Source organism: Microcoleus sp. LAD1_D3, assembly GCF_036702135.1.
Classification (GTDB): domain Bacteria; phylum Cyanobacteriota; class Cyanobacteriia; order Cyanobacteriales; family Microcoleaceae; genus Microcoleus.
In genome coordinates this window covers 122,850-141,688 of the sequence record NZ_JAUBSB010000012.1, presented here as the reverse complement: position 1 = coordinate 141,688, position 18,839 = coordinate 122,850, and the positions used below count along the sequence as shown (strand labels likewise).

Annotated in this window: 18 protein-coding genes and 1 pseudogene; 9 read left to right on the top strand and 10 right to left on the bottom strand. The window is 44.7% G+C overall.

Translation table 11 applies throughout. The annotated features are described in order from the left end of the window. Window positions 1-316, top strand: a pseudogene (locus QUA74_RS09905) (transposase); the annotation flags it as partial. Here QUA74_RS09905 and QUA74_RS09900 read toward each other — a convergent pair. Continuing rightward, window positions 273-914 (bottom strand): Card1-like endonuclease domain-containing protein, encoded by a 642-nt coding sequence (locus tag QUA74_RS09900; protein ID WP_333327535.1) that lies wholly within the window; start codon window positions 912-914, stop codon window positions 273-275. The pseudogene QUA74_RS09905 and the gene QUA74_RS09900 overlap by 44 nt on opposite strands. Before the next feature lie 115 nt (window positions 915-1,029). Here QUA74_RS09900 and QUA74_RS09895 point away from each other — a divergent pair, with 115 nt between their 5' ends. Then, the gene (locus QUA74_RS09895; RefSeq protein ID WP_333327533.1) at window positions 1,030-2,451 is read left to right on the top strand and encodes a TIGR03985 family CRISPR-associated protein; all 1,422 of its coding nucleotides are present in this window, start codon (window positions 1,030-1,032) and stop codon (window positions 2,449-2,451) included. Between the two features lie 292 nt (window positions 2,452-2,743). Here QUA74_RS09895 and QUA74_RS09890 read toward each other — a convergent pair whose 3' ends face one another. Beyond that, on the bottom strand, window positions 2,744-2,950 hold the full coding sequence (locus tag QUA74_RS09890; protein WP_333327530.1) for a hypothetical protein: 207 nt from the start codon (window positions 2,948-2,950) through the stop codon (window positions 2,744-2,746). A gap of 114 nt (window positions 2,951-3,064) precedes the next feature. Here QUA74_RS09890 and QUA74_RS09885 point away from each other — a divergent pair, with 114 nt between their 5' ends. Continuing rightward, window positions 3,065-3,391, top strand: coding sequence for an MgPME-cyclase complex family protein (locus tag QUA74_RS09885; protein ID WP_172192102.1), 327 nt, complete (start codon window positions 3,065-3,067; stop codon window positions 3,389-3,391). Then, a complete protein-coding gene (locus QUA74_RS09880) occupies window positions 3,388-4,125 on the top strand; it encodes a hypothetical protein (protein WP_333327527.1) in 738 nt (245 codons plus the stop codon). Before QUA74_RS09885 ends, QUA74_RS09880 begins: the two co-directional genes overlap by 4 nt. A 67-nt stretch (window positions 4,126-4,192) precedes the next feature. On the opposite strand, the gene QUA74_RS09875 is transcribed toward QUA74_RS09880, so the two are convergent. Both QUA74_RS09875 and QUA74_RS09870 read right to left on the bottom strand, forming a co-directional pair. Continuing rightward, entirely contained in the window at window positions 4,193-6,289 is a 2,097-nt protein-coding gene (locus QUA74_RS09875; protein WP_333327525.1) for a tetratricopeptide repeat protein, read from the bottom strand. Window positions 6,290-6,748: 459 nt separating this feature from the next. Beyond that, window positions 6,749-7,690, bottom strand: coding sequence for an NAD-dependent epimerase/dehydratase family protein (locus QUA74_RS09870; RefSeq protein ID WP_333327523.1), 942 nt, complete (start codon window positions 7,688-7,690; stop codon window positions 6,749-6,751). 271 nt (window positions 7,691-7,961) lie between these two features. Here QUA74_RS09870 and dnaG point away from each other — a divergent pair, with 271 nt between their 5' ends. Beyond that, complete coding sequence (gene dnaG / locus QUA74_RS09865; RefSeq protein ID WP_333327520.1) at window positions 7,962-9,983, top strand: DNA primase; 2,022 nt, start codon at window positions 7,962-7,964, stop codon at window positions 9,981-9,983. 160 nt (window positions 9,984-10,143) lie between these two features. Here the strand turns inward: dnaG and QUA74_RS09860 are convergent, their stop codons facing one another. Next, on the bottom strand, window positions 10,144-10,665 hold the full coding sequence (locus QUA74_RS09860) for a pentapeptide repeat-containing protein (RefSeq protein WP_333327516.1): 522 nt from the start codon (window positions 10,663-10,665) through the stop codon (window positions 10,144-10,146). A gap of 12 nt (window positions 10,666-10,677) precedes the next feature. Here QUA74_RS09860 and QUA74_RS09855 point away from each other — a divergent pair, with 12 nt between their 5' ends. Further along, complete coding sequence (locus QUA74_RS09855) at window positions 10,678-11,307, top strand: YraN family protein (protein WP_333327513.1); 630 nt, start codon at window positions 10,678-10,680, stop codon at window positions 11,305-11,307. Between the two features lie 197 nt (window positions 11,308-11,504). Here the strand turns inward: QUA74_RS09855 and QUA74_RS09850 are convergent, their stop codons facing one another. Beyond that, a complete protein-coding gene (locus QUA74_RS09850; protein WP_006632408.1) occupies window positions 11,505-11,894 on the bottom strand; it encodes a hypothetical protein in 390 nt (129 codons plus the stop codon). A gap of 148 nt (window positions 11,895-12,042) precedes the next feature. Here QUA74_RS09850 and queA point away from each other — a divergent pair, with 148 nt between their 5' ends. Further along, the gene (gene queA / locus QUA74_RS09845) at window positions 12,043-13,179 is read left to right on the top strand and encodes a tRNA preQ1(34) S-adenosylmethionine ribosyltransferase-isomerase QueA (RefSeq protein WP_333327510.1); all 1,137 of its coding nucleotides are present in this window, start codon (window positions 12,043-12,045) and stop codon (window positions 13,177-13,179) included. 31 nt (window positions 13,180-13,210) lie between these two features. Here queA and QUA74_RS09840 read toward each other — a convergent pair whose 3' ends face one another. From QUA74_RS09840 to QUA74_RS09830, 3 genes are all read right to left on the bottom strand, one after another. Continuing rightward, a complete protein-coding gene (locus tag QUA74_RS09840) occupies window positions 13,211-13,345 on the bottom strand; it encodes a hypothetical protein (protein WP_333135483.1) in 135 nt (44 codons plus the stop codon). A gap of 455 nt (window positions 13,346-13,800) precedes the next feature. After that, a complete protein-coding gene (rpmF, locus tag QUA74_RS09835) occupies window positions 13,801-13,974 on the bottom strand; it encodes a 50S ribosomal protein L32 (protein ID WP_006632406.1) in 174 nt (57 codons plus the stop codon). A gap of 180 nt (window positions 13,975-14,154) precedes the next feature. Beyond that, window positions 14,155-14,631, bottom strand: coding sequence for a TM2 domain-containing protein (locus tag QUA74_RS09830; protein ID WP_333327508.1), 477 nt, complete (start codon window positions 14,629-14,631; stop codon window positions 14,155-14,157). A 393-nt stretch (window positions 14,632-15,024) separates the two neighbouring features. Between QUA74_RS09830 and acsF the strand changes: the two genes are divergently transcribed. Both acsF and QUA74_RS09820 read left to right on the top strand, forming a co-directional pair. Continuing rightward, window positions 15,025-16,101: a magnesium-protoporphyrin IX monomethyl ester (oxidative) cyclase gene (gene acsF / locus QUA74_RS09825; RefSeq protein WP_333154677.1), complete on the top strand. Its 1,077-nt coding sequence runs from the start codon at window positions 15,025-15,027 to the stop codon at window positions 16,099-16,101. Between the two features lie 404 nt (window positions 16,102-16,505). Continuing rightward, window positions 16,506-17,966 carry a dolichyl-phosphate-mannose--protein mannosyltransferase gene (locus QUA74_RS09820; RefSeq protein WP_445302136.1) on the top strand — a complete coding sequence of 487 codons (1,461 nt, stop codon included), beginning with the start codon at window positions 16,506-16,508 and terminating at the stop codon, window positions 17,964-17,966. A 148-nt stretch (window positions 17,967-18,114) separates the two neighbouring features. Here QUA74_RS09820 and trmB read toward each other — a convergent pair whose 3' ends face one another. Further along, complete coding sequence (gene trmB, locus QUA74_RS09815) at window positions 18,115-18,747, bottom strand: tRNA (guanosine(46)-N7)-methyltransferase TrmB (RefSeq protein WP_333327503.1); 633 nt, start codon at window positions 18,745-18,747, stop codon at window positions 18,115-18,117. Window positions 18,748-18,839: the final 92 nt, after the last annotated feature.

Genomic DNA, 18,839 nt, shown 5'->3' with positions numbered 1-18,839 from the left:
TCGCTTCCAGATTGAATTTATTTTTCGTGATGCCAAGCAATTTACAGGATTGTCTGATTGTCAAGCTCGTCATTTACCACGGCTTGATTTTCATTTTAATGCCAGTCTAATTGCCTTAAACTTAGCTAAACATCAACTCTCTAGTTGTCATTCATCTGCCAAGTCGTTTGTGTTTTCTATGGCCTCTTATAAACGTCTGGAATTCAATAAGCATCTACTTTGTACCTTTATTGATAAGTTAGATTTAGACCCGGATTTGATTTTAAACCATCCTAATCTTTCTTCAGTCTTGTCTTATGGTACTTTGGCTGCTTAAAAACTGTCCGGAGTATTGCCTTAAATACTTTGGCAAGTGCTGCTGCTAATTCTGGTAATTGCGCTTCTTGTGTAGGATTGGCTTTCAACTCTAATCGGTGAATTTGGAAAAGTTCTACAAGTTCAACTTGCAACATATCTGGCTTGACTTTGATGCGAATACGATCGCGATCTTCCCGATCTATACACATTTCCAATTTACGCGGGTCAAGATAGCTAAACACAGTCTCAGGATGCTCTTTGCTCAAAACTGCTCTGTAAGCGTGTACAGCCATCGCCTTCGTACCGCCCGTATAATTCAATCCAATTTTTCCATCCTGGAGAGTTTCTAGCTCAGAGCAAATTGCCTTGTGAATCTGATAGGCATCAGCTTCGCCATCGTTGAGCGGCACATGTTTAGCTTTTAAACCAATTGGTTCGGTATTCAATATTGTTTGCAGACGTGTGGCTAGCTTCTCTGTACCAGTTGTGTATACAAGGTAGGCCGTACCTCCTTTATTTAACAAAAGTCTCGCTGCGACATAATTCGGCAAAGGGTTCTCGCCAATCAGCAAAAACAGGTGGTTAACTTTGTGCTTGTCCAACTCAGATGTACTCATAAAGCCTCTGTCTCCGCCTTTCTCAACTTCCTTCGCGATTATTGCATCGTATCGGAAATACCCCCTTCCGATCGCTGTTACTCTAGAAAACACAACATAAATTCATCAACCGACAGTGAACGTAACTTTTCGCAATCCCCCACAACCCAGGCTGTTACAGGATTTAGCCAACGGAACTCTCGACCAAATGCAGAATCTCACCCGTGCCATCAGGTTGTGGGTTTTGGTAAGTTGGCTGTACAGCGACGAGGGATATATTGCCCTTGACAATCCCTTTACCTATGCTGATTGGCGCGCCGCCTTCTTTGGGGAGAATTATAAGGATGAAAAGCAAGAAGATATTCTTAACTATCCAGACCCCCATTGTGCTTGCAACAAAACAACGAAACAGTGGTTGACAAAATGGGATCTATCTGTAACTGATTGGCGACATTCTTTAAAAAAGCAAATATCTATTGCCGATACCGATTTAGACGAGTTATTGGAAGAAAGGTTATTTGCTCAAGTTCGCAAATCCCTTCAAAGTGATTTCGATTTATTGGTGAGTCGCCATTGCTTGGAACGGGTTGCTGATGTTGCTGGTAGGAGCAAGCAATATCGCCGGGTGGAAAAAAAACCGTCAATTTACAGTCAAACAGAAAACTCTCCCCTCGATCGCAATTTAACTCCAAAAGCTCAAGCTTATGTAGCTAGCGCATTGGGTAGGTTTAGTTTTCTCGATCCTAGTTTCCCCGTGCTAGCCGAACAAATTTCAGAAGAGGAACTAGATGAAGACAATAATCGCGTTTTTTTGTACGTGGATTATGTCGTACCAGAATCTAGTCCTATGGAAGATACTGTAGATCAAATTCAGAGCGAATTGCAAGAAATTTGGGAATCGGGACAAATTCCCCCTTTACTCCTAACCTATCGCAGCGCTCATCAAAACCTAATTAAGGAATGCGTTGTTTACCCGGTTTGCATTTACTTTATGGAATATGCCAAATACCTCTGTGCCTATGGCAGCACCCCTAGAGGTGAAATCAATTGGTATAAATATCGCCTCGATCGCATTATTTCTAAACGTCTAGAACCTCTCAATTGGCAAGACACCCGCGTCCCTCAATTATTAAGAGAGCAATACGCAGCAAATCGCTTACCAACCCCTCAAACAGTCAACGCGATCTTAAAACAAGCTTGGGGTTGCGACTTTTATAAAGAAATCGGGCTGATGGTATTGCGGTTCGATCGCGATTTTCATCAAAGTTATATGCAGGGAATCAGCATTCACCATACCTTTACCGCCATAGAGTGCGATCGCGCTGCCACATTAATCACACAATACACTCCCAAACCAGAAAATCGACAGATTCTTTTAGATATACTTCAGTCTCGTCCTACCACCGATATTTACTACGAACTCAAGTACCGGCTTACAGACTACTATGTCGTCAGATGGTTGAGAGCGTTGGGTTCAAAAGTTGAAGTTTTACTACCTTGGGATTTGCGGCAAAAAATGGCTCTAGAAAGTCAAAATACTTGGAATTTGTATAAATAAGAAAATACCACAAATTGGGCGTAAGGGGCGATCGCCCTTGACGGAATGGCAGAAGTGAAGGGCGATCGCCCGTTTGAGAAAGTTTGGGTTAATTAGGGCGATCGCTCCCAAAAAGTACCAAAGTTTACAACGTTCAGAGTTTAAACTCTGAGCCTTACGATTTATATTACACTATATATTACAGTCGTCATAACAAGCTCGATTCGCGATCGCACTCCAACAACTTTTCATATGCAAACCACTCCCAATCAGGTTTAACAGCCCCCAGATTGCCTCAATAATTGGTAATTATTCAACCTGCAATTCCATCTAATTTCCTATTGTCACCTAAATTTTCACGAAAATCACCAGCCCCAAAAATAATCGCCCAAATCCCCAAAAAACCAGCAACTCTCGCAACTCTCACAACTCCCTCAACTCTCACCACCAAAGATTTTTCTGAGGCGACTTGCTCTGCATCTACCCAAGATGACAGCAAATAAGGTAAAGTAAACGGCACAAGAGTCTAGAACTCTCCAACTGCCGCAACTCGGCAAACCCGCCCCTGACCAGCAAAACTGGCCGGTACAGGCGGCATTAACCGCTAACCGTCAACCTCTAACAACCGACAAAAATGCAAACCTACTACTACGTTTTAGCCAGCCAACGCTTTTTGCTTGAAGAAGAAGCCCTAGATGAAGTGTTTAAAGAAAGAACACGCAACTACAACGAACAAGAAAAACAAATAGACTTCTGGTTGGTCAAACAGCCGGCTTTCCTAGAAGCACCGACTATGGCAGAAGTTAAAGCAAAATGTCCTCAGCCAGCCGCCGCTATTATTTCTACCGATCCTGTCTTCATCACCTGGTTGAAACTGCGATTAGAATATGTACTGACAGGTGAATTTCAAGCGCCATCACCAACTATTCCCGATGCCCTTGCATCCCTACAGACAGCATGAACAAAATAGCCAAATATCAGACAAAACAACTAACAACAATTAGGGGTAAACTTTACAAATTTATTTTGTCTCTACCCCTATTTTCTGCTACTTCGATCGCCCTTTTGGTATTGACAATTTTATCGAGTTCTGTTAAAGCTCAATCGAGCTGCCAACCGCCCCAGCCCGATGAATATCTACTGTTAATTGTCACCAGAACACCCGAACAACAAGAAAGAGCAAAACGCTCTTTCCCAGGAAATACTAACAACACAGTTTGTCAGTACATCAGCGACACGGTGACGCGAGTTGGTGGCTTTCGCGACTCGCAAATCGCTAGCGATTGGGTTAAATACATCGAAGATGTTGTCGGATTACAAGCTTACGTAGTACGATCGCCCGCAGCCGCGCTACCGCAAAATTTGCCAGTCTACAACCCTCAGCCAGTAGCAGGTTCTGAACCAATCACTAATCCTTCAACGGGCAATCTTGCCTTCAATCCCCAACCCCTAGGCCCTGGTTATGCAGTGTTAGTAGATTACTTCAACCAACCGGAATTAGCCGCCCAAGTCAGGCAAGCATTAGGCACGCAAGTAGGCTTAGCTTCCTACGGCCAGCGTCCCTTTTTATTCGTCGCTTATACAACGGATCAAAACGCCGCTACTGCTGCAGTAAAAACATTGAGCGATCGAGGTTTTTGGCCGATGTTAGTAGACAGCCGCCGAGTTACCGTAATTGCTCCCGCTGTTCGCTAAAAGATAAAATTTGGCCATTGAAATTGCTTCTTGTCAAACAAAGTCCGCCTAAGCGGACTAATAACAATTATTGTTGTTGTTGGGATTCTAGCGGGCTGCTTCCTACCTGACTTTCTGCCCGCTTTTTTGCTTCCATTGCCGCTCCGTAATCTGGTTTGTAGCGAATTGCTTTGTCATAGGAGGCGATCGCATCTTCGTATCTTTTTACCGCTACAAGCGCATTACCGCGACTATACCAAGCTTCGGAGTAATCTTGCTTAACATAAACGGCTTCATTGTAAGAGACGATCGCATCTTCATACCGTTTCAAATTGTACTGAGCATTGCCTCTATTGTACCACGCTTGGTATTCTTTCGGGTTTAAATCTAAGGCTCTGTTATAACACTCAATTGCTTGTTCGTACTTGCGTAATTCGTGATATGACCAACCTAAATTGTACCAGGCTTGATAATAATCAGGTTTTAATTTAACAGCTTTTTCGTAAGCTTCTACCGCTTCTTCATGCCTCCGCATTTTCAGCAAAGCGATGCCTTTACTGTACCAGGCTTGATAAAAATTGGGCTGAAACCGCACGGCTTTTTCGTAGGCTTCAAAAGCTTCTTGGTTTTTGTTCACTTCTAGGAAGACATTGCCTAAATTGTACCAGACTTCATAATTATCGAATTTGATTTCAACTGCTTTTTGATAGGATTCTACGGCTCGATCGTACTGTTTTAATTTTTGGTAAGCTTGTCCCCGATTGTACCAGGCACGGTACAAGTTAGGCTGAAATTGTACCGCTTTTTCGTAGGAGGCGATCGCTTCTTCGTACCGCTGCGAATCTAATAGAACATCGCCTCTACCTTCCCAGGCTGCGGCATAGTCGGGCTGGATTTTCAAAGCGTTATCAAAAGATGCGATCGCCTCTTGAGACTGTTGCAACTTATCCAAAGCATAACCGCGTCCCGTCCAAGCTTCCAAGTATTCCGGCTTTAATTCTATGGCTTTATCATAAGCTGACTGCGATTCTCGATATTTTTTCAATTCATATAAAGTTTTGGCTTTTTCCTGCCACACTTCCGCGTAGTCCGGCCTGAGATTTATAGCTCGCTCGTAAGCTGCCAGAGCTTCTTCAAATCGGCTTAAATTGTAAAGAGTATTGCCTCGGTTGTACAAGTCAGTTGCATTGGCAGAATTAAAAGTATTTACACCATAAATTGATGCTATAATAGTGATGCCAATTAAACTGGCGATCGACAATATTTTTAAATACAGTTTTTTTCGGGATTTTACAGGCCCCTTCGCAGCAGCAACAGGAGGCAATACAGGAACTGTACCGCTGAAAGAATTTTTCAATTCTTTAATAGCTTGCAGCGTTTCCCCAGCACTAGAATAACGTTGCCTAAAATCGTACTTTACCATCTTATCTAAAATCTTCGCAAATTCAGGACTGACTGATGTTTTGTTCTGCCAAATAATTTCCTCTGTATCGGGATTTTTTGGCATTTGGTGAGGATTTATGCCAGTGAGGAACTGAATTGCGATCGCACCGACGGCATAGATATCGCTGCTGAGTTTCGGGTTGCCGTGAGCTTGTTCGCTAGGCATATAACCGGGAGTACCGATGCTGACACTCAAGCTATTCTTGGGCTGAGGAGTGGTGATTTGAGTAGTAATTTCTTTGACTGCGCCGAAGTCAATTAAAACTAATTTTCCGTCTCTCTCTCTGCGGAGAATATTACGAGGATTGACATCGCGGTGAATCACATTTTGCTGGTGTACAAAGTCTAAAATTTCCAGAAGTTCTTGCAATATACAAATGACTTGATCTTCCTGCATGACTCCCGCATTTCCCGGAGAAGCGGGCGTAATTTCTTGGCTTAAATCGTGACCTTCTATAAATTCTTGAACTAGGTAAAACTCTTGATTCTCTTCAAAAAAAGCAAAAAGTCGGGGAATGCGATCGTGATTTCCCAATTTGTACAAAACTTGTGCTTCGGTATCGAATAAACGTCTTGCTACCTGTAGAGTTTCCGGATCAGTTGCTTGAGGTTTAAGCTGCTTGACGACGCAGAGGTGATTGCCTGGTAGCTGCTTATCTTCAGCTAAATAAGTTTGAGCAAATCCGCCGCCTCCCAAGTGACGGATAATGCTGTAGCGATTGCCGAGTGTTATTCCAAGCATGAAATTCACCTAATATTTCCTAATCTTTGGGAGAATTAGCTTCCAACCAAGCTGTCACATCTTCCGCCTTGGAAAATTCTAACATAGCCTATCTAAATTTTTGAATTGGTCGAACGACAGCTGGCGAGTTTGAATTTCCATAAAATCAATTTTAGGGTGACATCCATTATGCCGTTCTTCAATCATTAATTTATTTCTCTCAGTTGTTACTGTATTTTACACAGCTAGCTTCCCCAATCTCGGTCGGTTTATAAGTTGGATTTCAATAATTACAGATGTGCCGTTGTTGAGTTTTGCGATCGCCTCTAAGTAGCTATTTTGGGTTGTGATGTAAGGCGCGCGACGCCAACTTTACTGTGACAGTCTGTTTGCTTTCTTTCTTGTTCCCTCCCCTTAGTAAGGGGAGGGTTAGGGTGGGTTTCTAGATTTTTGCTGGCATGGGGATGCTCCCACTCTAACTTAACTTTGAACCGATTTCAAAATTTGATCATCGACTGAAAAATCTATCTCAGCTTTGTCCCGTCCCGAAACTACATAATCATTCTGAAAAGAATCTTTCAATCCAGAAACTAAGTCAAATTCCGGCTGCCAGTTAAGATCGGTGACAGCTTTATTAACTGAAGCGAAAAAGTGCTGCAATCTCATCGGAAAAGCTTTCTTTTTGCCGAAGTCAAATTGTTTCGGATCGTAGTGTACAATCTTAATAGCATCAGGGGATTTGCCTGCTGCTTGAATGCAGGCGCGGGCTAAACCGTCAAAGGTGACAAATCGATCGCCCGAAACGTTGTAAATTTGCCCGATCGCCCTTTCGTTGCCCAAAACCGCCGCCATTGCTTTAGCCAAATCCTGACAGTGCCCCAACTGCGTGAAGTGCATTCCGTTACCGGGAATCGGAATCGGTCGATCGCGCGCAATGCGATCGAAAAACCAAGCCTCCAAATCGTTATAATTTTGGGGGCCGTAAATGTAAGTCGGGCGAATCGAAGTCCAAGGCAAACCCGATGTCGCCAAGTAAGTTTCGGTTTCGCATTTACCCAAATGTCGGCTTTTAGGATCGGTAGCGTCCCCTTCAATATGAGGCATTTGATCCGACTTCAAATAAACCCCCGCAGAGCTCATGTAAACAAAGTGCTGCACCCGCCCTTTAAATATTTCAGCTAAAGGCTGTGTATCGCTGAGTTCGCGGCCGTTGTTGTCAAAAACAGCGTCAAACTCGACCGTCGATAACTTTTCTTTTAGTTGTTCGACATTTGTGCGATCGCCCTGAATCTGTTTCACGCCCGAAACCGGTACCGGCTTGTTGCCCCGGTTAAACAACACCACTTCATGCCCTTGTGCTGCTAAAATCTTAGTAAGATAAACCCCGATAAACCGAGTACCGCCCATCATTAAAATTCGCATTATTTTCGATGCTCCTTACAGTTAGTGTAAATATCTTACAATAAATTTATGCCCTAGGGCGTGTTTTCTATCCCCGGAGATCCCCCTAAATCCCCCTTAAAAAGGGGAGTAGGGGTTGACTTTGACACTGATTCTTTCACCTTTTTAAGGGGGCTGGGATTTTGAATCTCATGAGAAATCACTCAGAGTAGATAATTCATCCGTGTATCCGTGTCCTCATCCGTGTAGTGCTTTCCTTCTCCAATACTTTCAATTTGCCTAAAATAGCCCTATGCAAGTTCCCCGGCTGCATCCAGAAACAATCGAAGAAGTCAAACAAAGAGCCGACATAGTAGACGTTATTTCCGGTCGCGTAGTGTTGCGAAAACGCGGAAAAGAATTCGTAGGTTTGTGTCCCTTTCACGACGAAAAATCTCCCAGCTTTACTGTCAGTCCCGGCAAACAAATGTATTATTGTTTCGGCTGCGGTGCAGGCGGCAATGCTTTTAAGTTTCTCATGGAATTGGAGAAACGCCCTTTCAGCGAAGTAGTATTAGAATTAGCTAAAAATTATCAAGTCCCGGTCAAAACAGTCGAACCAGAACACCGACAAGAATTGCAGCGGCAAATTTCTCTGCGCGAACAACTCTATGAAATCTCAGCACTAACAGCCAACTTTTACGAACACGCTTTGCGGCAAACCCAAGGAGAAGAACCCTTAGCCTATCTCAAATCCGAGCGCCAGCTAAGCGAAGAAACTATCCAACAATTTCAATTAGGTTATGCACCCCAAGGTTGGGAAGCACTTTACAGTTATTTAGTAGAACAGAAAAATTATCCGGCGCAATTAGTAGAACAAGCTGGATTAATTGTACCCCGAAAAAATGGCGGCAGCGGTTATTACGATCGCTTCCGCAATCGCATTATGATTCCCATTCGCGACACCCAAGGCAGAGTCATCGGTTTCGGCGGCAGAGCTCTGGGGGACGAACAGCCGAAATACCTCAATTCTCCCGAAACAGAACTCTTCGATAAAGGCAAAACTTTATTTGCCTTAGATACAGCGAAAACAGCCATTAGCAAAGCCGATCGCGCAGTGGTTGTAGAGGGCTACTTTGATGCGATCGCACTTCAGGCCGCCGGCATCTCCAACGCCGTCGCTTCCCTCGGCACAGCCTTAAGTTTAAACCAAGTGCGGCAGTTATTGCGCTACACTGACTCCAAACAAATTATCCTCAACTTTGACGCCGACAAAGCAGGAACTCAAGCAGCAGAACGCGCTATTGGAGAAATAGAAAAACTCGCTTATCAAGGAGAAGTGCAACTGCGGGTTCTCAACATTCCCGACGGCAAAGATGCCGACGAATACCTCAAAACATACTCCCCAGAACAATATCAAGAATTGCTGGAAAATGCTCCCCTGTGGCTGGACTGGCAACTGCAACAAATGCTGGTTAATCAAGATTTAAAAAAAACCGATATTTACCAGCAAGTTACCAAAAAATTTGTTAAATTATTAACTAATATTACTGACGACAATCAACTCCATCGTTACCTTTCAAAGTGCGCGGAAATCCTAAGCAAAGAAGAATCTAAGCGGGAACCAATACTAAGAGAAACTTTGTTAAATCAAGTAGTTAGCGATTGGGGTAAAAGACTGAGTAAAGATGAATCATTGACAGTTTCGCCGTTAATTAGAAAGAATCTGAAGCGGAACAAGCAATATAAAAAACAGCGTGCAAGTGGCGAAAACCAAAGCTCAAAATCAAGCTTATCTGCTGCTGTAGCTCGCAGTCTTTTAGAAGAAGCAGAAGCGCAATTATTGCAGATTTACTTGCACTGTCCCGAATACCGCCAAGATGTCAGAGAAGCAATAGAAGCTAGAGACGTGCAGTTTAGCCTTTCTCACCACAGATTTTTGTGGCATCAGATTGTCAATGCAGAAATATTGCACAAAACCTCTTTACAAATAGCGCCTTCTGAGTTAATATTGAAGTTGCAAGATAGCTTCATTGAATATCCAAATCAACTCAATCAGATCTCGCATTTATTTCACTTAAATGAGTTTTCAGAAAGAAACGTTTATCGCGCACCTCTAGTAATTAGATCTGCCCTCGCCTGTATCGAGCAAATTATCAGCATGAAGCGCCGCCGGATTGCACTCAATATGTGGGAAAAAGCCAAGGCCGCTAGTAGTGGCGAAGAGGCTATAGAATATTACCAACTATTATGTGCCGAACAACAATGGCTCACGGAATTAGAGCGGCTGCGTCAAGTTAATTTTTACGATTTAACATCCGTGCCTTGGGGCTAATGCCCTTTTAGATTTTAGATTTTAGATTGGGGATGACTCGTTCGATATAGGTTGGAAGCTTGCCTGCAGTTACATTATTTTTTTAACTGGTATAAGCAATAAAGTCATTACTACAAACTATCTTGTGGTAATGACTTTATTCTTTTATTCAAAGATCCTTTTAATAATCGCAAAAAAGAGTTTCGCGAGTATCTCTACCCGTCACCGGATTAGTACCTTTTGCCACTTTACAAAGTTTTTCTATCATATCGTCTCGGAGCAGTGTTTCTGTAAAATCAGCACCGTCAATGACTGCTCCTTCGAGTCTGGTATTGTAAGCGAAAGCACCCTCAAGGATAGCATTAGTTAAATTTGCTTTCATCATGCGAGCTAAATCTAAAGTAGCACCCGTGAAATTAGCGCCTTCTAAATTTGCTTCTTCCATATTGGCAGCAAAAAAGCTGACGCCCCGCAAATCTGCATTAGTAAAATTGCTGTTGCGAAGATTGGCTTTATTAAAGCTGTCGTCAGTCAGAACTTGGCCCGTAAAATCAGCGCCGACTAGGATTTCTTTGTCGTGATCCAAAGCGAAAGCAGGTGCGGGATTAATACCGATCGCCCCAACGGCAATTACTGCTAAAATAACAAAACTCAGCAAGAAAGTATAAATATTTTTGCGATGTTGGCGAATTCGATAATTCATAAGTTAAAGCTAATGGGCAGCCGTGACAGTTCAGAGTTGAATTCTACCAGAAAGCGCGTCAAGCGTAGCTATCCCGTAGGGAATCGCCCGTTAGCGACGGCTGACTCCAATTGCCCCCAATCCCCAAACTCTAGGGATATCGGCACATTGGGAGAAAACTTAGTCGCCGACTGGTTGCAGCAGCAAGGTTGGGAAATCCTGCACCGGCAGTGGCACTGTCGCTGGGGAGAGATTGACATCATCGCACTCGGAAGAGATGAAGAAAGCGAAATCAACAGAGGTAAAGAAAATTCCCCATTCCCCATTCCCCATTCCCCATTCCCCATTCCCCATTCCCAAACATTAGCATTTGTAGAGGTAAAAACTCGCCGCCGGGGAAATTGGGATGCTGGTGGAATGCTGGCTGTTACCACCACAAAACAAGCCAAACTTTGGCAAACAGCCGAAATATTTTTAAGCACTCATCCAGATTTAGCCAATAATTATTGTCGCTTTGATGTCGCTTTAGTCATGTGCGAACCTTCACAACAAAAAACTAAGCGAATATTACCACCATTAACAGCAGCGCACTCTCAATCCGCCGTTGCAGGAAACTACCGACTCACCCTGCAAGAATACATTCCCTCGGCTTTTAGCAATTAAAAATATATAATTAAAAGTTAGAGGGTAAAATCTCAAACAATGCCACTAGGTAATTTTTAATTGTTAACTTGCCTAGGCTGTCGCGCATTTTTCTCTTGAGCTTTAACGGAGCTGAAAAAAGCGTTAAATCTTCTCCCGCTTTGCCCTTCTCTCCCTCTCCTGTTATGTCATCACAGTTAATTTATATGCGTAGCAATCTAGGCCAGAGTTTCCGGGCAATATCCCAGGCCCTTGACAAACTGCTGGCGAAACGCTTCAATTTCTTTGCGGTCAGGGCTGCCGTGACAAACCACTGCCACCTGGTAGCGGCGCATCACGCTCAGCGGCGACTGTCCGGTTTCCAAACTCCAAAGTGCCATTTGCAAGCGAATTTCAGGATCGTAAGGAATCCCGAGTTCGTTCATAAAAGCCCGAAAATCCCCGTGCATTTCGGGAGTTAAATATTGGCTCATTTTCACCTTTACCACCCAGCCGTCAATTTGGTGAATAACAGTGATAAATTGCAAGGGAAGATGATGAGCCGTGCGTAGGTAATCCACGACTCTCAGAGTAAGGCTAGTATTGGCGATGTAGTAGAGGTATTCCATAACGATCCTTATGAGCAAAGCTGATGCTATACCTCTATCCTCGCGGGCTATACCCGCCACCACAAGGGGAAAAGCACCCGACTTTGAATGGGGGTTTTTACCCAATTTGTTACCCAGTTGACAGATCGATCGCACAGGAATTCACTCGATGACAGAGATGGACTGGTCTTTGGACGGCTACGACTACGAACTTCCGCCCTCGCGCATTGCCCAAAATCCCGTAGTGCCGAGGGACAGTTCTCGCTTGCTGGCTGTAGATTCTCCCAGCAGCCACCAACACCGGATTTTTAGGGATTTACCCGATTTGCTGCAACCGGGCGACTTGCTGGTACTGAACAACACCCGCGTGCTGCCAGCGAGGCTCTACGGGCACAAACCCAACGGCCCGGCTGTGGAGATATTGTTGATGGAAGAACGGCAGCACAACTGTTGGCTGGCTTTGGTTAAACCGGGGAAACGCTTAAAGTTGGGAGCAAAAATTGAGTTTGATCGCATCGCCCCTGCCTGTGAGGACTCTACCACAGCTCCTTGCTGTTGCCTTCCCGATGCCACGATGCCCGATCGTCGTCGATTGACTGCGACAGTTATAGATAGGGACGACGCAACAGGGGGACGGCTGTTGGAGTTTGACATCCCCACAGATGAGAATCTGGCGAAGTTTTTGGACGAATACGGCCACGTACCCCTGCCGCCCTATATCGAAAATTCCCAAGCTTCAGCGGAACAGTACCAGACTGTGTATGCCGATCGGCTTGGGGCGGTGGCTGCCCCCACAGCAGGCCTGCACTTCACCGAAGAATTGTTCAGCCGCTTGGAACAGGGGGGAATCGAAAAAACTTTTGTCACCTTACACGTCGGAGTAGGGACGTTTCGCCCGGTGGAGGTGGCAGACGTAACGGCTCACAAAATGCACGGCGAATGGGTGGAAGTACCCCCCGCCACCGTTGAGAAAATCCGGGAAACTCAAGCCAGAGGCGGACGGATCATTGCCGTGGGTACAACAGCAGTGCGAGCTTTAGAGGGAGCCGCCGCCGCGAGTGGCGATTTTTCCTTGCAACCTTTTTGCGGCCCGACCAATTTGTTTATCTACCCTGGTTACAAGTGGCGGGTTGTAGAGGGGATGATTACCAATTTTCACTTGCCCCGCTCTACTTTGATGATGATGGTAAGTGCGATGATTGGAAGGCCTCTGCTGTTGGATTTGTACCGAGAAGCGATCGAGCAACAGTACCGCTTTTATTCCTTTGGCGATGCCATGCTGATTTTACCGAAAAAATGGGTTTAAAGCCCCGTCCTTCCAGGACGGCTTTGATTAATTATTGGGGTTCAGGTAGCTGTTTGATATAGTCATTAATCAATTCAGCTACAGGAACTCCTTGCTTTTGAGCTATCCGAGCAATCTTGTCTTTCAACTGCTTTGTCGTTCTGATATTGATTCTCTCAGTCTTCATGGCAACTTATCCCATTTGGGTGTACACTAAGACTATGCCACAGGTAGAGTAACCGCCGATACACATGAGACACCAAGCTCAAACGACTGGTCGGAAAACAATAATGGCTAGTGGGTAGCGAATGCCACGAATAAAAACAGCTAGGTTAACCAACGTAAACCAAAACCAGACAAGTCAAAAAATAAAGATTAAATGTACCGTGGGGCACACGGGAACGTGAGAAGTAATTCTCAAACGCTTGGGGAGACAAAGCCCTCTGGGGTTATCTAAGTTAGGCTCGATGCTTGGTTCAATCGGACGGGTATTTGGTTTAAGTATTGCCGCAAGGATAGATAATTTTAAGGTGGGTCGCTGAACCAAGAATCCTCGTACCTGATAGTCGAGGAGTGTCAACAACAGCAAAAAAGGATTGATCGATCGGGCATCGGGTTCGCCCTATGCCCGGTATTCCGTTTCTATTCTTCCTCCTCTTCTTCATTGCCGGGATACACGAAGCTGTTGGAACGCCCAGTCAGAACAGATTTGCCCAGAGACAGAGCTTTCTGAGCTGCCACTACAGCTTTGCGCTTCCATGTGGCCTTACGCATATTCTTCTTGGATTTGGAGGTTTTCTTCTTAGGGACTGCCATGACGCTAAATACTTTTTGCTTGCTTATATAGACAAACAAACATTCTAGCCGATTTTGTCGGCAATGCTTACTCGAAAAACTGCAATAACTGCTCGGTCAGCAATATCAAGTAGTAGGGTGCGTCAGCGATTAGCTTCTGGAAAAATAGACCAAATCCCCTAGGTAACGCACCCGCAGCAGCTAAAGTTCGTGAAAGTGGTAGATCACGACGCCTGTTACGGCATCGTTCTCGATACTCACATAACCCGTTTTGAGCATTGCCGTGAAAGCCTCTTCCACTTCGGCAAAAGTAGCGCCGGTTGCCATCACCCCTTGGGTGACAGATAATCTTCCGTTCTTGGTATAAGCTGCCTTCAGGAGTTTAATCCCTAACTGGTCTGGAGTTTGCTTGGGATATGTCGCGGCGATCGCCCCGCTGACTGGATATAGCGGTAGACCTTCGCGAGATACGCCGAGTTTGCCCCTGAGACTGGCATTGCGTTCGTCCACCATGTTCGGCAGCAGCAGCAAGTCAAACAATTGCCCAAACCCAAACAAACCAAAGGTAAACAGCCACAGCAAACCCGTACCAATCTTGCCGTTGTAGAGGCGGTGGAGTCCGAATGGGCCGAAAAAACAAGCTGCCCATAAAAGGTAACTAACACCTAAATTGCTCATTTTCTGACCGTCCTGCCTGGTTATTCTAAGAATTGGAGTCCCTCTATACATTGTGTACTTTCTATCTCGTGTTTAAACAGCTTGACATGGGCATTTATTTGTGTGGTAGCCTAATAAACTGACAAAAGGCAAAATTTGGTTTCCCAATACCTTCTGTCTGGAAGCCCATGAGTAATTTTGCGTAGCAATTCTTAACGCCAGCAACATATTTGCGCGGGCGAGAGCTTGGTAAACTGGAGGGCGTGGAAATTACAGCAGCTTAGACCTGGATTCCACACGGAGCGCCAAACCAAGCGCACCGCCAGCGCTGGCCGGACATACACGAGCGCGATCGCCCGCAGTACCCGACAATGGAAACAAGCGAGTAGTTATAAGCAGAAATCCAATAAAAATATGGTAGATTCCCTCAAAAAACCCACTTTTGAAGAACTGCGGCCGGGAGTGAAAGCCCCAGCCAAAGAAACTATTCTCACGCCGAGATTTTACACAACAGACTTTGACGAGATGGCCAAAATGGACATCTCCGTAAATGAAGCCGAACTAGAAGCAATTATCCAAGAGTTCCGCGTTGACTACAACAAAAACCACTTCGTGCGGGATGAGGAGTTCGCTCAATCTTGGGATCACATTGACGGCGAAAAACGCCAGTTGTTCATTGAATTCCTGGAACGTTCATGCACCGCTGAGTTTTCTGGGTTCTTGCTTTACAAAGAATTGGGACGCAGGCTCAAAGACAAAAATCCAGTGCTCGCCGAGGGTTTCAACCTGATGTCGCGAGACGAAGCGCGGCACGCCGGATTCCTCAACAAAGCCCTGTCCGACTTTAATTTGTCCCTGGATTTGGGTTTCTTGACAAAGAGCCGCAGTTACACATTCTTTAAGCCGAAGTTTATTTTCTACGCCACTTACTTGTCTGAAAAGATCGGTTATTGGCGCTACATCACGATTTATCAGCACTTAAAAGCCCATCCTGAAGACCAGATTTATCCGATTTTCCGATTCTTTGAAAATTGGTGCCAGGATGAAAACCGCCACGGAGATTTCTTCGATGCGGTGATGAGAGCTCAGCCTCAGATGTTGAACGATTGGCGCGCTAAGCTTTGGTGCCGTTTCTTCTTGCTGTCAGTGTTCGCCACAATGTATCTCAATGATATCCAGCGCGCCGGTTTTTATCGATCGCTCGGTCTCGATGCTCGCGAATACGACATCGAAGTGATTAAAAAGACCAACGAAACCGCAGGCCGCGTATTCCCCGTGATGCTCGACGTGAACAATCCAGAATTTTATGAACGGCTGGATGTTTGCCTCAAGAACAATCAGCAGTTGACAGCAATTGTTGCTTCTAATACTCCGAAATTCTTGCAGTTCTTCCAAAAATTGCCTTTGTATCTGTCGAACGGCTGGCAATTAGTGAAGCTGTACTTCATGAAAACAATTGAATCACCTTCAGTACAGGGCGCTGTGCGTTAAGTTTTGATTTTTCATCCTCTGTGACGGCGGTTCTGCGGCAAGCAGAGCCGCTTTTTTTGGTATGATGTTAGATTAGTTTTCATGGGCGGGGGTGCGATCGGGTTGGTCACAGCAAAGGTTATACCATTTGACATTTTAGACTTCGGCGTGAGCGCTCACTCGAACGATTGTAGATTAAAGAATTGGGAATGACTGATGACTATCAAGGTTGGGAGCACGGGCCTACAGTTGCATTATTTTTTTAAACGGGTATTAAAAGTCATAATTATAATTGTTACGGTATCCCCTATTCAATATTTTTAAATTCGCGATCGCCATCAAATCTAGCATTTACTATTTACTGCTGTTTTATGAAAATCAACAAAAAACAATTCAACAGATCTACTTTAGTTTTTTGCTTAGGAATGTTCGCTGTGTTCCTCCTATCCTTAACACTACGCTTTTGGGAACTAGAACGATTTAACACCTTAGTATTTGACGAGGTTTACTACGCTAAATTTGCCAACAATTATCTGACAAAAACTCCTTTTTTCAACGCTCACCCGCCTCTGAGCCAGTACATAATTGCGATCGGCATTTGGATCGGCACTCATCTTCCCTTCGGAAAAACCGCCGTCAACAGTATGGCTGGCTCCCTGCTTTCCCCTTGGGATTACCGCTGGCTGAATGCTCTCACAGGTTCCTTTATTCCCCTAGTTGTGGGAGGGCTAGCTTATCAGCTAGTCCGGCGCCGCACCTTTGCTTTTCTTGCTGCTTTATTGATTGCCTGCGACGGTTTGTTTTTAGTTGAGTCTCGCTACGCGCTGAACAACATTTATCTGGTTTTATTTGGAATTTTAGGTCAGTTATTTATTTTAAAATCCGTAGAAGCCGAAGGCAAAAAGCGCTGGCTTTGGCTGGTACTCGCCGGGATAGGTTTCGGCGCATCTGCGGCTATCAAATGGAACGGATTATGGTTTCTTTTCGGTACTTATCTAATTTTAATCTGTGCTTGGGCAGTTCGTTTTATCCAGGGTAACAGAGGAAATGAAGAACAAAGCCGCGAGGTAAATTCTGCTCTAATTCCTCCCGAAAGTCCCGTACAAAAACTGACTAAACTCAATTTTATAGAACTCTGCTTGAGTCTAGCTATTATTCCTATTGTAGTTTACAGCATCTCTTGGATTCCTCACCTGCACTTTAATCCAACTCCCAATTTCTGGCAGATGCAAACGGAGATTTTGACTTATCACCAGCGGATTAAAAGCGGCTCCGATGTACATCCTTACTGTTCCACATGGTACAGTTGGCCTTTGATGCTGCGCCCCATAGTTTACTTCTACAAAACTACTAGCAACAATGCACCCCCCGATCCGGTTTTGCCGCCTTTACCTGAAGGTGCAACTCAGGCAATTTTTGACGTTCACGCAATGGGAAATCCATTGCTTTGGTGGCTGTCAACCTTAGCTTTACTGCTAGTAATAGGAGTTTTAGTTCACCGGATTTTGGTGTGGCTGCAAACGCGCAGCGAGGCTGATATTGACACGATAGAACAGCAGCGGCCGATTTTGTTTCCGCCGACTGCTGAAATGTGGCTGGGGTTATATTTAATAGTTAATTGGGCCGCTAATTTGCTGCCTTGGGTGAAGGTGACTCGCTGCATATTTTTGTACCATTATATGGGCTGTTCTGTGTTTGCAGCCTTAGCACTTGCTTGGTGGGTTGACAGGTGGCTGCACAGCCCTCAAACTCGACTCCGAGGGATGGGGGTAACAATTATTTTTCTGGTTTTGGGTGCTTTTATTTTTTGGATGCCTATCTACTTGGGACTGCCTGTGTCGAAGTGGGAATTCGATATTCGGATGTGGTTTCCTTCTTGGGTTTAAGTTAGAAATAATTCTTTTAGGAACAGGCAAGATGCCCGTTCCACAAGAAAATTAAGTTTTGTGGAACAGGCATCTTGCCTGTTCCTAACCAGGGTGCAAGATGTAAGTTATAACATTTATGACAAAGGTGAGTTTGCAAAAGCTAGCATTATTTTTGATAGAGTGCTCGATAAACTGGTTCGCCCCGTTTCAGAGTAGCAATTTCTCTTTCCGTAGGAACAGGTAGGGGATTTTCTGCTAACCATTCGCCACCATTTTGACGTTTAAAACTGGGGTGAGATGAAAAGCGATCGCACATTTCCCTTTCTACTTCTTCAATATCTGACTGGATAAAAACTTCGCCGCCAATTGCCAGATAAGTTGCCAATTCGTTGACTAATTCCTGCTGCACCACCCGCCGTTTGTGGTGCTTTTTCTTGAACCACGGATCGGGAAACTGAATGCTAACTCGCTGCAAAATGCCGGGGGGTAAAGTTTCTAAGATTGGTTTGAGAGAACTATTCGCATTGCAAAACAAATAGTGCAAATTTGTCAAGCCTTTTTCGTCCCGCCAAAGATTCGCCTCTTCTACCAGAGGTTCCCGAATTTCTAATCCTAGAAAATTCCAATCTGTTTGGATTTGCGCCATGTGCCACAAAAACCGTCCTCTGCCGCAGCCGATATCTAAATGCAGCGGTAAATTTAAGTTGGCATAGATTTTAGTCCAATCCGGGGGACTTGCAGATGCTTGATATCTAATTGATAGGGGATTGACGTGTTCCCGCACTCTTACTCTTGCCAATTTTGCTGTCTCCTGAATGTAATTTTTAACCGCTGATGAAGGGAGATGAACGTGGATTAACGCAGATAAATATTGATTTTTGCGATGTTGTT

Bases quoted from the DNA above. Each gene is read 5' to 3' on its own strand.
- QUA74_RS09855 (WP_333327513.1), top strand. From the start codon at position 10,678: ATGGGCAGCCGTGACAGTTCAGAGTTGAATTCTACCAGAAAGCGCGTC.
- QUA74_RS09875 (WP_333327525.1), bottom strand. From the start codon at position 6,289: ATGCTTGGAATAACACTCGGCAATCGCTACAGCATTATCCGTCACTTG.
- queA (WP_333327510.1), top strand. From the start codon at position 12,043: ATGACAGAGATGGACTGGTCTTTGGACGGCTACGACTACGAACTTCCG.
- QUA74_RS09885 (WP_172192102.1), top strand. From the start codon at position 3,065: ATGCAAACCTACTACTACGTTTTAGCCAGCCAACGCTTTTTGCTTGAA.
- QUA74_RS09870 (WP_333327523.1), bottom strand. From the start codon at position 7,690: ATGCGAATTTTAATGATGGGCGGTACTCGGTTTATCGGGGTTTATCTT.
- rpmF (WP_006632406.1), bottom strand. From the start codon at position 13,974: ATGGCAGTCCCTAAGAAGAAAACCTCCAAATCCAAGAAGAATATGCGT.
- QUA74_RS09850 (WP_006632408.1), bottom strand. From the start codon at position 11,894: ATGGAATACCTCTACTACATCGCCAATACTAGCCTTACTCTGAGAGTC.
- dnaG (WP_333327520.1), top strand. From the start codon at position 7,962: ATGCAAGTTCCCCGGCTGCATCCAGAAACAATCGAAGAAGTCAAACAA.
- acsF (WP_333154677.1), top strand. From the start codon at position 15,025: ATGGTAGATTCCCTCAAAAAACCCACTTTTGAAGAACTGCGGCCGGGA.
- QUA74_RS09900 (WP_333327535.1), bottom strand. From the start codon at position 914: ATGAGTACATCTGAGTTGGACAAGCACAAAGTTAACCACCTGTTTTTG.
- QUA74_RS09820 (WP_445302136.1), top strand. From the start codon at position 16,506: ATGTTCGCTGTGTTCCTCCTATCCTTAACACTACGCTTTTGGGAACTA.
- QUA74_RS09840 (WP_333135483.1), bottom strand. From the start codon at position 13,345: ATGAAGACTGAGAGAATCAATATCAGAACGACAAAGCAGTTGAAAGAC.
- QUA74_RS09830 (WP_333327508.1), bottom strand. From the start codon at position 14,631: ATGAGCAATTTAGGTGTTAGTTACCTTTTATGGGCAGCTTGTTTTTTC.
- QUA74_RS09860 (WP_333327516.1), bottom strand. From the start codon at position 10,665: ATGAATTATCGAATTCGCCAACATCGCAAAAATATTTATACTTTCTTG.
- QUA74_RS09880 (WP_333327527.1), top strand. From the start codon at position 3,388: ATGAACAAAATAGCCAAATATCAGACAAAACAACTAACAACAATTAGG.